We start from the raw sequence: 14,563 nt of genomic DNA on the forward strand, positions 1-14,563 counted from the left end.
AAGGGGTTATTGGCATGCTAAAAGAATATTTAGAAGGCATTAAAGATCTGACGCCTGAAAAGAACGAACTCACGCACCGCCCTTTTTTACACAACTTGCTTAATCGCTTAAAAGACCATTTCAATAAAGAATTTAAGATTGAACATGAGCCTAACAGAGACAAACAAGGGGGTCAGCCTGATTTTCGCGTTTCTTTTCAAGGGCTGAACATTGGTTATATAGAAAATAAAAGGGTAGGGACTGATCTTAGAAAGATTGTAGAAAGCGAAAAAAGCGCTCAAATCCTTAAATATTTAGAATTAAACCCTAACCTCATGCTCACGAATTACCTTAAGTTCGTGTGGGTAGGGAAAGATGAAAATAATGAGCCTTTAATCAAAAAAGAAATTTCTGTCGCTAGCCCTGATGAACTCTCTAAACCCCTAAAACCCAACCCGCAAACCGAGCGCGATCTGATTGAATTTTTTAAAGGCTTTTTCAATTACGAAGCAGCCCCTATCACTAACGCTAAAGATTTTGCAACGCATTTAAGCACGCCCACCAAGTATCTAAAAGACGCTTTAATCACATACCAAAAAGACGAGCAAGTTTCTAGCATTTTTAAGAATTTTAAAGAATATCTTTATGAAGAATTGAGTTTTGAAGACTTTAGCGATGCGTTCGCTCAAACGCTCACCTACAGCCTTTTTATAGCCAAGCTCAACCACCCCTTTGAAAAAATAAATTGGGACAATGTGAGAAAATCCATTCCTAAAAATTTCGCTGTGATCAGAGAGATGGCGGATTTTTTAAAGAAACTTGATGGGATCAAAGAAATCCAATGGCTTTTAGATGAAATTTTAAGCTTGATCAATCATGTTGATATGGACTCTATCCTTAAAGATTTGAACGAGGATAAAGACCCTTATTTGCACTTTTATGAAACCTTTTTAAGCGCTTATGACCCTAAATTGCGAGAGAAAAAGGGCGTGTATTACACCCCTGATTCTGTGGTGAAATTCATCATTAACGCTTTAGATAGTTTGCTTAAAACGCATTTTAAGGACGCTCCCTTAGGTTTAAAAAGCGCTTTAGACAATGAAAACATCAAGCTCTTAGATTTTGCTACCGGCACAGGCACTTTTTTATTGGAAGCGTTTAGAAAAGCGCTAGAAACGAGAAAAACAAGCGATGGAGGCATCTCCACTAAAGAAGACAAATACCAAAACCTCTTAAAGCAATTTTATGGGTTTGAATACTTGATCGCTCCTTATGCGATCGCTCATTTGAATCTCAGCCAAGCCTTTAAGGAGGAATTTAAAAGACCTCTCAAAGAAAACGATGCGCTTCAAATCGTTTTGACCAACACCCTCATACAGCCTAGTGAGATCGCTGCTTATCGGGGGCTAAACCCAATTTTTGAAAAAGAACTTTTAAGCGCTCAAGAGATCAAGAAAGATGAAAAGATCCTTATCATCACCGGTAATCCCCCTTATAGCGGGGCGAGCAGCAATGAGGGCTTGTTTGAATGGGAAGTGAAAGCCACTTACGGCATAGAGCCTGAATTTCAAACTATAGAAACCAAGAAAAATATAAAACTCACCGATGAAATCCAAACGCTTTTAAAGAACATTCAAGCCCAAAAACAAGGCGACAGCAAAAAAGCCCTAAAGGAACTTAAAAGCCTCTATTCTAAATACAAACAGCAAAAGGAAAAAAACCCTAAATGGCTTTTAGATGATTACGTGAAATTCATGCGTTTCGCTCAAAACAAGATCGAATCATTAGGGCATGGCCTTTTTGGCTTCATTTCTAACAACGGCTTTTTAGATAACCCGACTTTTAGGGGGTTAAGGCGTTCTCTTTTAAAATGCTACGATGAGCTTTATATCCTAAACTTGCATGGAAACGCTAAGAAAAAGGAGAAAACCCCACAAGGTGCGAAAGATGAAAACGTTTTCAATATCATGCAAGGCGTCTCTATTAACCTTTTTGTCAAAAGCCCGCAAGCCACCAAGAAAAAAATCCACTATTATGATGTGTATGGCGAAAGGGCTGAAAAATACGCCTTTTTAGCCCAACATGATTTGGATAGTATTGAATGGCTTGAGCTTACCCCAAGAGAGCCTTTTTGCTTGCTTATACCCCAAGAAACGCGCTTTTTAGATGAATACGAGCAAGGGTTTAGCGTTCAGGATATGTTTCAAATCTCAAGTGTAGGAATTGTTACGGGAAAAGATAAAATTTTTATTGCCAACAACACTGAAAATTTAAAAGAGCAAGTCTTAAAATATTATAACGAGTTTAACGAACAATGCGTTAAGGACATTCACTATCGTCCTTTTGATATTCGTAAAGTTTATTACGATACCAAAAAATTAGAAAGAGCGAGAGAGAATACATTCAAGCACATGTTACCCCCCCCCCCCCCAACAGATCCTAAAACACCCAATCAAACGTGCAAAAATGTCGCGCTAAATATTGCACGACAAAGCAAAATGTATGGCGAATGGCGTTATGTGATGGCGCATAAAGAATTAGTTGATATAAATCTAATAGCTTCGGCAGGAAGCATGGGGGTAGGATATAATTACCCCCTCTATCAATTCAAACACCCCAACTACACCGAGAATTTTACGCCAGAGTTTAGAAGCTTTATAGACAAGCATTACAACCACCCTTTTGAGCCGCTAGAGATTTTAGGCTATATCTATGCGTTATTGTATTCCCCAAATTACCGCAAGCGTTATGAAGACTTTCTCAAAGCCGATTACCCTAAAATCCTTTTCACAGAAAATAAAGATTTATTTAGAGCCTTAAGCCTTTTAGGGATTGAGTTGATCGGCTTGCATGTTTTAAATAAAGAAAGCTTGAATTACAGTTTTGAAAAACTAAAAGACGCCACCATAGGCGAATCTTGCTATAAAGAAGAAGGGCATGAGCGTAACCCCATCATCAAAAAGCCCTCTCATAACGAGCCAGAACAACGCCTTTATATCAACCATAGCGCTTATTTTAGGGGGGTGAGTGAAGAAATTTATGATTACAGGATAGGGGGGTATTGCGTTTTAGACAAATATTTAAAAAGCCATAAAAACGAGCCTTGCGACTTTGATCATGTAAGCAATATCATTAAAGTCATCGCGTGCACGATTGAAATCCAAAAAACGCTTGGATTTTTGACGAGCGATTTGCCTCATTTAAAAGGGGATGACAGCGAAGCGTTAATGCAAGAAATCTTGCAAAATCCACCCCCCCCCCCATTTAATACCAATACCGCCCTTATCTTATCGCGCCAAGCCAAAGCCATCGGAGATTTTAACTTTGATGCCGCATTCATCAGCAAAGAAGCGAGCGACAACAATATCTACCGCAGAGGCGGAGGATTGGCTTTCCCCTTATTCTGTATTGCCTAATCTCGCTCTCATTTGCGATAGAGGCTCTAAAGTAAGCCCCATTTCTAATGTTTTTGTAACGAACATGCTTTGCGATTTGCATGTGAATGGATCGGGGAGTTATGCGTTTTTGTTGTATCGTTTAACATAGCAAAAACCACTCATAAATCAACCATTTACTCCATTTAAAAGAGTGTGAGTTTAGGTATAAGGAAAACTTGTATCAGGTTTATGGGAATGGATATTAGAAAGTGGTAGGGTTATGATTGTCCATATTTGCCTGATTTATCTATTAAAGTCAAAAGTCCAAGCGTCTTCGTTGAAAAATAAAGCCTTTTTAAGAGCGTGAATTTGAAAAGAGTTTATATCATTGCTCAGTAAAAAGCAGATTTCTATGTTTTTTACAATCTAAAACTGAAAGTTATTCTCTAAAAACTTGTAACGCAATCAAACTCGTTCAAAATAGGTTGTTTCGTTGGTATTAGATGGCACATCTTCTTTCAAGAGATGAGGGGCAAAATGTTTAATGGCGTTAATAATATCTTGCGGATTCACAAAATCCGTTGGCGGGTGTGGCATAGTCATGGCTTTGAACATCCAGTTGCTAGACCTAGAAATTATTTTTTGAAAATCCCTTGGATAGATCATGTGGATATTAGGGCCAACTTTCTTTGGGTAGGGGTGGAATCTTGGGCTTGAGAGACCCGAAGAGACTATGAACGCATAAGGGATTTTCAAACAAGCACTCAAATGCATGATAGAAGATTCATTACCTATTGCAAAACTAGCGTTCTTTAAAAGATGGATGTATTCTGCCAAATCAGTTTGATTGACTAAAGAAATGGCATTTTTGTGGCGTTTTAGAATGGAATTGGCAAGCTTTTCATCTTCTTTAGAGTTTCCGCAAAGAACGAGTTGGTAGTCAGGATTTAAAAAATAGATCATCTCATCAAAGCGCTTATACACTCTAAAATCATCGCTAGCTCCGAGATTCAACACGCCATAAGGTGGTTTTAGAATATTCTTAAACTTTTCATATTCAAAAGCGATGGGGAGTTTTAATTCAAGTCCAACAAACCCTATATCCACGCCTTTAAAATGCTTAAAAAAAGACTGAAAAAAATCTTGATTTGAATCATAGAGGAATTGCGGCACTTCTTTAGGATAGAACAAATGCGTGTAAAAGCTTTTTCTAATTTCTGTTTGTTCTCTTAAGCGGATTCTATGAAGCGATTCTATTGGGTGGGTGCAAAAAACCCCCACTTTATTTTCGGCAATCAAGTGCTTTATAATAGCGTCTTCTTTAGTTGAAAAATAAAACATAGAACTATTAATGCATATCTCGTAGCTTTCTTTTCTTAAATTAGAAACATCTTCGTAGCGTTTTCTCATGAACTTTGGGAGAAAAAATAACAATCCTTTTAATTTTGAAAGGCGTGAGCCATTAGCGCCAATCCGCAAGTATTTTTCCCAGTAAATGTTATCTAAAAAGATAAACTTATCTATATATTTATATTGGGAATCGCAATGGGTCGCTATGTCCTTAATAACGGTGTTTCCAATAAAGGTGGTTTCATAATCTTCAAAATATTTTTTAAAAAGAGGTAAAAAATTGCGATAGAGTATATAATCTCCAATAATGTCCAAGCGGATAAAACATAAGGTTTTTTTACGAATGGGTGGAGGAGTAGGCTTTGTGAGGGTGAGCAATCTGTCTAGTTGGTTTTGGATGTTATCAAGGACTTGTTCTTGAAAAGAATAACGATGCAGAAAGAGATCTCTAATAAAAGAAAGTCTTGTAGTGGTTGCAACCATCAAAACGAAAGCTACATAAGGGTAATAATAAAGATAAGATAATTTTGATTTTAAAAACAAAGAGAGTAAAGACTTCAAAAATAGCTCCTATTTTTTAGCGTTCAATAGTGTAAAATTCACGCAAACATTAAGAATAAACAAAGATACGATTATAGCAAAAAGTCTCTTATCAAAGCTACATCTTGCGGTAATTGATAAAACCCACAATCTTTTCACCCTCTTTTTCAATGTCAATCAAACCCATATCGTTTGAGCCATTAGGCGGGGTGATGCCTAAAAAACGCTCATTGAAAGGCCGCCATCTGGCAATAGAGGCGCTGAGTTCGTTAGGATAAAACCCGATAGAGTGGTTGTCAAATAAAGCGTTCACATGCAAAGGGCCTGAAGCGTTCCCGATATAAACAGACAGATTCGCGCACAATTTGGCTAAATCCACTAAACTATGGCTCGTATCATAGAGGCGAGCGAAAGGGACTTTTTTAAGGAGTTCTTCTAATATCGCTCTTTGGATTTAATCTGCTATAATAGAAGATAAAATTTTAGATTTGGGGATCTTATGAGTATTTTGATACCACTATTGCTTGTAATACTACTATTTTCTATTCCACTATTTTACTTTTATATAAATAAAAAGGTTTTTAATTGCTCCTATAGTCTCTTTAGGATAGCACAACGCCTGATTGACAAGCTGCTTTCTATCACCCCCATTAAACGCCAAAACACCACAGAAAAAGCCTTGTGTATTGTGAGATTGGATGTGGTGGGGGATTATATTTTAACGCGCAATTTTTTTGCTCCCTTCAAAGAGCATTACAAAGATTATAAAATTGTTTTTATTGGCAATTCAGTCATCAAAGATTTGAGTGTGGTTGCCGATAGCCCTTATGTTGATGAATTTATTTTCTTAGATCATTCCATTTGGAATCAATATAATGGATACATTCACAGCAGGCAGCATGCTTTTAAATTTCTGCGTTATTTGCTCAAATTTTTCATCAAGCGCTACAATGAATTGTTGATGCTTAAAAAAACGCATTATGAGATTGCCATTAACCCCATTTTACCTTGGGGTGACATTTTAAGAGATGATATAGTGATGAAACATTTAGACGCTTCTTTTAAGGTTAGCGTAAGGCATGAACCTTTTGTGGATAGGGGTCATCATGATGTCTATGTTAGCGATGGGAAAATCAGCCATTTTTACACCCATCTTTTCAATATCCCTAAGGTGAGCAAATTCTTATTTGAATTCCATCAGGATTTATTTTCTGCTTTTTTCAAAACTTTTAAAGGAGTGGATTTAGCTCCTGTGCCTTTTGGCATGGAATTGCCACCATCTTCTGTTCTTAAAGAAAGTTCGCAAAATTTACTCAATGGTTTGAGTTCTCGCTATGGCGTGTTGAATTTGGGATCAAGCGATTTTTTTAGGTGTTATAGGTATTTTAATAGGATTGTGCGTTATTTGAATGAACACATTCAGCTAGTGATTTGCGGGACGACGCCCACAGAAGCAAAAGAAGCTGCTAAATTGGTAAAAGCTCATAAAAATGCCATATCGTTAGTAGGGAAAACTAGCTTATTGGAATACGCCTATATCATTAAGGGTGCTGAATTTGCATTAGGGAATGAATCAAGTATCGCTCATTTTGCAGCGGCTCTTAAAGTGCCTTACATCTTTATTTTAAGCAATGGCAGTTCTTATGCAACCTTTCACCCTTATCCTAAAACGCTTTGCGCTACCTATCATATTATTTATCCCACTGAATTTGCAAATCTTAGAGAATCAAAGAAAATTTGGGAACAACGAGATGTGAATACGATAAAACCTAGTGCCGTGATAGCAAGCATCAAAGAGCACGCCCCGCATTTATTAAAAGAGAACACTCCTGATGATATTGATAAAGATTACTTCATAGAAGAAGTGTGAAGCAGTCCAAATAACGCCATCTATTATTATAACGCCGTTTTCCATCCTTGCTTTTAGGGTGTCTGACTAGATAAGGGGTGTAAATAGAGGTTGTAATTATGCGATTAGGTCTGTTACAAATAAAATTGCACTTCGTTCGTTTTCATTATAACGCTCCTTAAAAAACATGAGAAAGATTATAACGATGATTACCTTATTAGAAGTTTAGCATGCATGTTATAGAGCACTAATCTCTAATCTGTGCATCAAGCAAACTTTATGTTTGGATTTTTCTCGCACACAAAAGATAGATCAGGATACCAATTTTATTTTTCAGCAATAATGATTTCATAACCATTTTTCTTAGCAAATGTTTTAAACTTAGGGAAAAGTTGGATTTCAAGAATTTTTGAAATAATTTTAGTATCTGGTGAAATTGTATAAATATTTTTATCTATATTAATAAATCCTTTAATTTTCCAATCTCCCAACTGAGTTGTAACATGGCCAGTCAATTCTGTTGCAAAAACCTTAAGTTTTTCAATAAAATTTTGTTTGACTGATTCCATAACTACCTTCCAAACACTCAATTGCCACCAAATATATCCAACTGATTATAACACGAAAATTATCGCTTTTAGTGTTGTAAAAATTTGCTTCTCCTTACCAAATGAGCGCTTCTTTTAAGGCTTTTAAAATCTCTTCACAGCTTTCTAATGCATAAACTTTTATTACCCCACCTCTATAAATTCTTTAGCCGCACCGCTTTTAAAACCGCCAATAACCTTTTTAAGACGAGACAAAATCACGCTCTCAAAATGCTCCCCCATTTAATACCAATACCGCCCTTATCTTATCGCGCCAAGCCAAAGCCATCGGAGATTTTAACTTTGATGCCGCATTCATCAGCAAAGAAGCGAGCGACAACAATATCTACCGCAGAGGCGGAGGATTGGCTTTCCCCTTATTCTGTATTGCCTAATCTCGCTCTCATTTGCGATAGAGGCTCTAAAGTAAGCCCCATTTCTAATGTTTTTGTAACGAACATGCTTTGCGATTTGCATGTGAATGGATCGGGGAGTTATGCGTTTTTGTTGTATCGTTTAGGCTCAAAATGAGTGAATGAATGGGCATGTTATCTAAATTTTAGATAGAATAAACGCAAAAAATTGAATAAAACCTTAAAGGTGATTCTTTCTAATCTCAAAAATGGGTGGTGCTATTAACAATGACAAAACGACTTTTTAAAGGGTTGTTAGCGATTTCTCTTGCTGTGAGTTTGCATGGTGGTGAAGTTAAGGAAAAAAAGCCGGTCAAGCCGGTTAAAGAAGATCCGCAAGAATTAGCGGCTAAAAGGGTGGAAGCGTTCAGTCGTTTCTCTAATGTGGTTTCAGAAATTGAAAAAAAGTATGTGGATAAAATCAGTATTTCTGAGATCATGACTAAAGCGATTGAAGGCTTGCTCTCCAATTTGGACGCGCATTCAGCGTATTTGAATGAAAAGAAGTTTAAGGAATTTCAAGCCCAAACCGAGGGCGAATTTGGGGGGCTTGGGATCACGGTGGGCATGCGCGATGGCGTTTTAACCGTTATTGCTCCTTTAGAAGGCACTCCAGCTTACAAGGCTGGGGTTAAATCAGGCGATAACATTCTAAAAATCAATAACGAAAGCACGCTGAGCATGAGCATTGATGATGCGATCAATCTCATGCACGGCAAGCCAAAGACCCCTATTCAGATCACCGTTGTTAGGAAAAACGAGCCAAAACCCTTGGTGTTTAACATTGTTAGAGACATCATTAAACTCCCCTCTGTCTATGTGAAAAAGATTAAAGAAACCCCTTATCTGTATGTGAGAGTGAGTGGTTTTGACAAGAATGTTACCAAATCGGTTCTAGACGGCTTAAAAGCTAACCCTAAGGCTAAGGGGATCGTGTTGGATTTAAGGGGGAATCCTGGAGGGTTGTTAAACCAAGCGGTGGGCTTGTCTAACCTCTTTATTAAAGAGGGGGTTTTAGTCTCTCAAAAAGGCAAAAATAAAGAAGAAAATTTAGAATACAAGGCTAACGGCAGAGCCCCTTATACCAATTTACCTATTGCGGTGTTAGTCAATGGCGGTTCAGCGAGCGCGAGCGAGATCGTCGCAGGGGCACTGCAAGATTACAAACGGGCCGTGATTATCGGTGAAAAAACCTTTGGTAAGGGAAGCGTGCAGATGTTGCTCCCTGTCAATAAAGACGAAGCCATTAAAATCACGACCGCACGCTACTATTTGCCGAGCGGGCGCACCATTCAAGCTAAGGGGATCACGCCTGATATTGTGATTTATCCGGGTAAAGTGCCAGAAAATGAAAATAAGTTCAGCTTGAAAGAAGCGGATCTAAAACACCATTTAGAGCAAGAGCTTAAAAAACTTGATGATAAAACCCCTAATTCCAAAGAGGCGGATAAAGACAAGAAAAACGAAGAGGAAAAAGAGGTTACTCCTAAAATGATCAACGATGATATTCAGCTAAAAACCGCTATTGACAGCTTGAAAACCTGGTCTATCGTGGATGAGAAAATGGATGAAAAAGCGCCTAAGAAGAAATAAAAACTCATGGGGTTTTTATTTGAAAAATCGTTGATGGGTTTTTGCACTCATTCAATCAAAATCGTTAAAACCTTCAGTTTGATTTTAAGCTTTTTGGTAACCTTTTTGGTTGCTGAAGACGCTCATGGGCCAGAAGAAATCAAGGCTAAAGTGGCTTATGTGAAAATCCCCCAATTAGAAGATTTGGAAAACAACCCGGTTTATATCGGTCAAACTATAGGCGTAACTTATGATTTATTGCTGTTTGACGCTGAGTTTTTGGAAGCCAAAATCAAAGATGAGTTGGATAAAACCCAAATTGAGCTTTTAAGCAAAATGCCTAAATGGAAAAAGGTGGAAAAAGAGCTTTTCAGAGCGACTTATTATTATAAGATTAAAGGCATAAAAGCGAGCATTCCGCCTTTAGAAGTGAGCGCATTTTCCAATAAAGACAAATACATCGATCATTCCATAGCCCCAAAAGTTGCTTTGCAAGTAACGGATTTGTCCAAAAACCCTCGTTATGCGAATGTCATGGCCAAAGATTTACAAGTTGTGCAATACAAAACCAAAGATTATGACGATAAAAACAATATTTTGGTGATGGAATTAGCGTTCAAAGAGGCTAATTGGGAAGATTTTACTATTAAAGAAGCGATCAAGCAAGGGTTTGATAACGCCTCTTTAAACCAGATCAAGGCTAAAGAAGGGAGCGTTTTTTATTATTGCGTGTTGCCTAAAACCCTTCAAAACCTTTCTTTTGATTATTTTTCGCTTTCAAATAGGCAGTTTAAAACCTTATCTTTTTCAGCCATTCCCACTCAAGACACTACCGGTATTCAAAGCGATCTCATCCCTAAAAACAATTTTTTAGTCTTTTCTAATGTGGCGCTTGTGGCGCTGCTCGCTTTGTGCGTGTTTTTCTTGGTGTTGTTTTTCATTTTTGGGCGCAAACTCATTTTTTTAGGGCTTGGGATTTTGTGCTTAGGGTTTGTTTTGTATCACCTTTTATTCACGCAAAAATCAGCCCTATTGCTCGCTCATAAAAAAATCCGCATTCTGCCCACGCAAAATTCCACCATTTTAGGGCTTTCTAAAGATGAAATGCCGATTAAAATCTTAGGTTCGCATGATGATTATTATAAAATTCTAACGCCGCATGAACAAATAGGATGGGTCAAAAAAGATGAAGTCAAATAAAAAATCCAATCGTTTAAGAGCGATTTATAGGGCTTTAGTGATCGCTATAGGACTAGCTGTTATCATTGTTTTCAATTATTTTAACCGCAAAAACAATAACGCGCGCTCTAGCCGTAGGGCTTGTTCGTGCTTTTTTTCCCTTACCGGGGTTAATTTAGAAAAAATAGGCGCTTTTGATACGGACGCTAAACTCATTGTCTTAAACCACCAAAGCTTACTAGACATCATTTATTTAGAAGCCTACCACCCCAGTAATATTTGCTGGATCGCTAAAAAAGAGCTAGGCGAAATCCCCTTTTATGGGCATGCTCTAACGGATACCGGAATGATTTTAATTGACAGAGAGGATAAAAAGGGGATTGTGAGCCTTTTGAAAGCGTGTAAGGAAAAGCTAGATCAAAACCGCCCTTTAGTGATTTTCCCTGAAGGCACTAGAGGCAAAGGAGGAGAAAAATTCCTCCCTTTCAAGCAGGGGGCTAAAATCATCGCCGAAAAATTCCAGCTCAAAATCCAACCCATGGTGTTAATCAATTCCATTAAAATCTTTAATTCCAAGCCCCTAGAAGCCTATAAAGCCCGCACCCGTTTAGTCATGCTAGAAAGCTATACGCCTGATTTTAACTCGCCCACCTGGTATGAAGAATTACAAGAACGCATGCAAAAAGAGTATTTAAAACACTACCACGAACTAAACGCATGAGGCTTTTTGACTACGCTCCTTTGAGTTTGGCTTGGCGGGAGTTTTTGCAAAGCGAATTTAAAAAGCCTTATTTTTTAGAAATAGAAAAACGCTATTTAGAAGCCCTAAAAAGCCCTAAAACCATTTTCCCTAGAAGCTCTAATCTGTTTTATGCGCTCAATTTAACGCCCCCTAGCGCGGTTAAAATCATCCTTTTAGGGCAAGACCCCTACCATTCCACCTACCTAGAAAATGAGCAAGAATTGCCGGTGGCGATGGGCTTAAGCTTTAGCGTGGAAAAAAACGCCCCCATCCCCCCAAGTTTAAAAAATATTTTTAAAGAATTGCATGCGAATTTAGGCGTGCCTGTGCCTTATTGTGGGGATTTGAGCGCATGGGCTAAAAGGGGCATGCTCTTATTGAACGCCATTTTAAGCGTGGAAAAAAATAAGGCCGCTTCGCACCAATATATTGGCTGGGAAGCTTTTAGCGATCAAATATTGATGCGCCTTTTTAAAACGATTTCCCCTTTAATCGTGGTGTTATTAGGGAAAGTCGCCCAAAAAAAGATCGCTTTAATTCCCCCTAATAAGCACATCATCATCACAGCCCCTCACCCAAGCCCCTTATCTAGGGGGTTTTTAGGGAGTGGGGTTTTTACGAGCGTTCAAAAAGCTTATAGAGAGGTTTATCGCAAGGATTTTGATTTCAGCTTGTGATTAATGAGATAGAACCCCTTAAGAATGCCTTTATTTAAAAGCATTTGTGATAAAATAGCAATTTTTAAATAAAGGGAAAACATGCCAATTAGAATCGCTATCAATGGGACTGGGCGCATTGGTTTGTGCGCTATAAGAGTCGCTAGTCAAAGAAAAGATATAGAAATCGTAGCCATCAATTCTACCGCTGAATTAGAAACTCTTTTGCATTTGATCCGCCATGACAGCGTGCATGGGCATTTTGAAGCCCAATTAAACGCCAATAGAACCCTAAATATCGGGCATAGTAAAAACATTTTAGTGTTGAGCGAGCGAGACATTAACAAGCTTGATTTTTCTGTCGCTAACGCAGAAATCATCATAGAATGCACCGGTAAATTCAATTCCTTAGAAGCTTCAAGCGCTCATCTTAAAAACAGCGTGAAAAAAGTCATCATCTCCGCTCCCGCGCAAAATACGCCCACCTTTGTCTATGGGGTGAATCACAAGAATTACCATAACGAAAGCGTGATTTCTAACGCTTCTTGCACGACTAACGCTAGCGCTCCTTTATTAAAAATCCTAGATGAAGCCTTTAAAGTAGAAAACGCGCTTTTAACCACCATCCACAGCTACACTAACGATCAAAACCTCTTAGACACCAAGCACAAAGATATCCGCCGCGCTAGAGCGGCTGGTTTAAACCTTATCCCCACAAGCACCGGCGTGAGCAAAGCCATTTCGCTAGTCTTACCGCATTTAGGCCCTAAAGTTACAGGCCTTGCGATTAGAGTGCCTACCCCTAATGTGAGCTTGGTGGATCTGTCTTTAAATTTTAAAAAAGTTGTGAGTAAAGCAAGCGTTCAGCATGCGCTTAAAGACGCTTGTAAGCATGCCTTTAAAGGGGTTGTGGGTATTGATGAAGAAAGGCTTGTTTCAAGCGATTTTATTTCTTCGCCTTTTAGCGCGATCGTGATTGATGATCAAATCATGACAATAGGCGAAAAAAATGCTAAAGTATTGGCATGGTATGATAATGAGATGGGTTATAGCGAGCGCTTGATAGACATGGCGCAATATATAGCACAAAATTAAAAGAAAGGATTTTTCATGTTAGCTAAAATGTCGTTTATGCAAAACGTTAAAAACATTCAAGAAGTGGAAGTGAGCCATAAAAGGGTGCTTATTAGAGTGGATTTTAATGTGCCTTTAGATGAAAATTTGAATATCACTGATGATACGCGCATTAGAGAGAGCTTGCCTACCATCCAATTTTGTATTGACAATAAGGCTAAAGATATTATTTTAGTAAGCCATTTGGGCCGCCCTAAAGGGGTTGAAGAAAAATTGAGCTTAAAGCCCTTTTTAAAACGCCTTGAAAGACTTTTAAATCATGAAGTGGTTTTTTCTCAAAATATCACGCAACTCAAACAAGCCCTAAACGAAAACGCGCCCACAAGGATTTTTCTTTTAGAAAACATCCGTTTTTTAAAAGGCGAAGAAGAAAATGATGAAAATCTGGCTAAAGATTTAGCGAGTTTGTGCGATGTGTTTGTGAATGACGCTTTTGGCACGAGCCACAGAAAGCATGCCAGCACTTATGGCACCGCACAATTCGCCCCTATTAAAGTGAGCGGGTTCTTACTCAAAAAAGAAATTGATTCGTTTTATCAAGCGTTTAACCACCCCTTACGCCCTTTATTGTTGATTGTAGGGGGGGCTAAGGTCAGCTCCAAACTCACCCTGTTAAAAAACATTTTAGATCTCATTGACAAGCTCATCATTGCTGGAGCGATGAGCAACACCTTTTTAAAAGCCTTAGGCTATGATGTGCAAGATTCTCCTGTAGAAGACGCTTTGATAAAAGACGCCTTAGAGTTATTGCAAAGCGCGAAAGAAAAAAAAGTCAAAGTCTATTTACCCATAGACGCTGTAACCACTGACGACATTCTTGACCCCAAACACATCAAAATTTCACCCGTCCAAGACATTGAACCTAAACACAAGATCGCTGATATAGGGCCTGCGAGCGTGAAATTGTTTTCTGAAGTCATAGAGAGCGCGCCCACGATCATATGGAATGGCCCCTTAGGCGTGCATGAAAAGCAAGAATTCGCCAGAGGCACAACCTTTTTAGCCCACAAAATCGCTGACACTTACGCTTTTTCGCTCATTGGTGGGGGCGATACCATTGATGCGATCAACCGCGCGGGCGAAAAGGATAACATGAGTTTCATTTCCACCGGTGGGGGAGCGAGTTTGGAATTATTGGAGGGCAAAATTTTACCTTGTTTTGAGGTTTTGGATAAACGCCATTAA

Annotated in this window: 11 protein-coding genes and 2 pseudogenes; 9 read left to right on the top strand and 4 right to left on the bottom strand. The window is 38.5% G+C overall.

Annotated elements, in window-relative coordinates; genetic code table 11:
- Positions 1-14 precede the first annotated feature (14 nt).
- The gene (locus EAL49_RS04060; RefSeq protein WP_120829117.1) at positions 15-3,395 is read left to right on the top strand and encodes a type ISP restriction/modification enzyme; all 3,381 of its coding nucleotides are present in this window, start codon (positions 15-17) and stop codon (positions 3,393-3,395) included.
- 426 nt (positions 3,396-3,821) lie between these two features.
- Here the strand turns inward: EAL49_RS04060 and EAL49_RS04065 are convergent, their stop codons facing one another.
- A complete protein-coding gene (locus tag EAL49_RS04065; RefSeq protein ID WP_120829119.1) occupies positions 3,822-5,267 on the bottom strand; it encodes a glycosyltransferase family 9 protein in 1,446 nt (481 codons plus the stop codon).
- A 97-nt stretch (positions 5,268-5,364) separates the two neighbouring features.
- Positions 5,365-5,697 (bottom strand): annotated as a pseudogene (locus tag EAL49_RS04070) (glycosyltransferase family 9 protein); the annotation flags it as partial.
- 156 nt (positions 5,698-5,853) lie between these two features.
- On the opposite strand from EAL49_RS04070, the gene EAL49_RS04075 reads away from it, so the two are divergent.
- Entirely contained in the window at positions 5,854-7,116 is a 1,263-nt protein-coding gene (locus tag EAL49_RS04075) for a glycosyltransferase family 9 protein (protein WP_120829207.1), read from the top strand.
- A gap of 305 nt (positions 7,117-7,421) precedes the next feature.
- Here the strand turns inward: EAL49_RS04075 and EAL49_RS04080 are convergent, their stop codons facing one another.
- Positions 7,422-7,664: a type II restriction endonuclease gene (locus EAL49_RS04080; protein ID WP_000446581.1), complete on the bottom strand. Its 243-nt coding sequence runs from the start codon at positions 7,662-7,664 to the stop codon at positions 7,422-7,424.
- 112 nt (positions 7,665-7,776) lie between these two features.
- Positions 7,777-7,925: pseudogene (locus EAL49_RS04085) on the bottom strand (DNA methyltransferase); the annotation flags it as partial.
- Between the two features lie 63 nt (positions 7,926-7,988).
- Between EAL49_RS04085 and EAL49_RS08250 the strand changes: the two are divergent.
- The 7 genes from EAL49_RS08250 to EAL49_RS04120 all read left to right on the top strand — a co-directional run bounded on the left by EAL49_RS08250 (position 7,989) and on the right by EAL49_RS04120 (position 14,563).
- Positions 7,989-8,213 (top strand): DNA methyltransferase, encoded by a 225-nt coding sequence (locus EAL49_RS08250; RefSeq protein ID WP_162973103.1) that lies wholly within the window; start codon positions 7,989-7,991, stop codon positions 8,211-8,213.
- Between the two features lie 110 nt (positions 8,214-8,323).
- Entirely contained in the window at positions 8,324-9,688 is a 1,365-nt protein-coding gene (locus tag EAL49_RS04095) for a S41 family peptidase (RefSeq protein WP_162973104.1), read from the top strand.
- A gap of 6 nt (positions 9,689-9,694) precedes the next feature.
- Complete coding sequence (locus EAL49_RS04100) at positions 9,695-10,867, top strand: SH3 domain-containing protein (protein WP_120829123.1); 1,173 nt, start codon at positions 9,695-9,697, stop codon at positions 10,865-10,867.
- Positions 10,854-11,567, top strand: a complete 714-nt coding sequence (locus tag EAL49_RS04105; protein WP_000841278.1) for a 1-acyl-sn-glycerol-3-phosphate acyltransferase — start codon at positions 10,854-10,856, stop codon at positions 11,565-11,567. The genes EAL49_RS04100 and EAL49_RS04105 overlap by 14 nt, the downstream gene beginning before the upstream one ends.
- Entirely contained in the window at positions 11,564-12,265 is a 702-nt protein-coding gene (ung, locus tag EAL49_RS04110; RefSeq protein ID WP_120829125.1) for a uracil-DNA glycosylase, read from the top strand. The genes EAL49_RS04105 and ung overlap by 4 nt, the downstream gene beginning before the upstream one ends.
- An 81-nt stretch (positions 12,266-12,346) precedes the next feature.
- The gene (gene gap / locus EAL49_RS04115; protein ID WP_120829127.1) at positions 12,347-13,339 is read left to right on the top strand and encodes a type I glyceraldehyde-3-phosphate dehydrogenase; all 993 of its coding nucleotides are present in this window, start codon (positions 12,347-12,349) and stop codon (positions 13,337-13,339) included.
- Positions 13,340-13,354: 15 nt separating this feature from the next.
- Complete coding sequence (locus tag EAL49_RS04120) at positions 13,355-14,563, top strand: phosphoglycerate kinase (RefSeq protein ID WP_120829129.1); 1,209 nt, start codon at positions 13,355-13,357, stop codon at positions 14,561-14,563.

The organism is Helicobacter pylori, from assembly GCF_003637665.1.
Classification (GTDB): Bacteria; Campylobacterota; Campylobacteria; order Campylobacterales; family Helicobacteraceae; genus Helicobacter; species Helicobacter pylori_CK.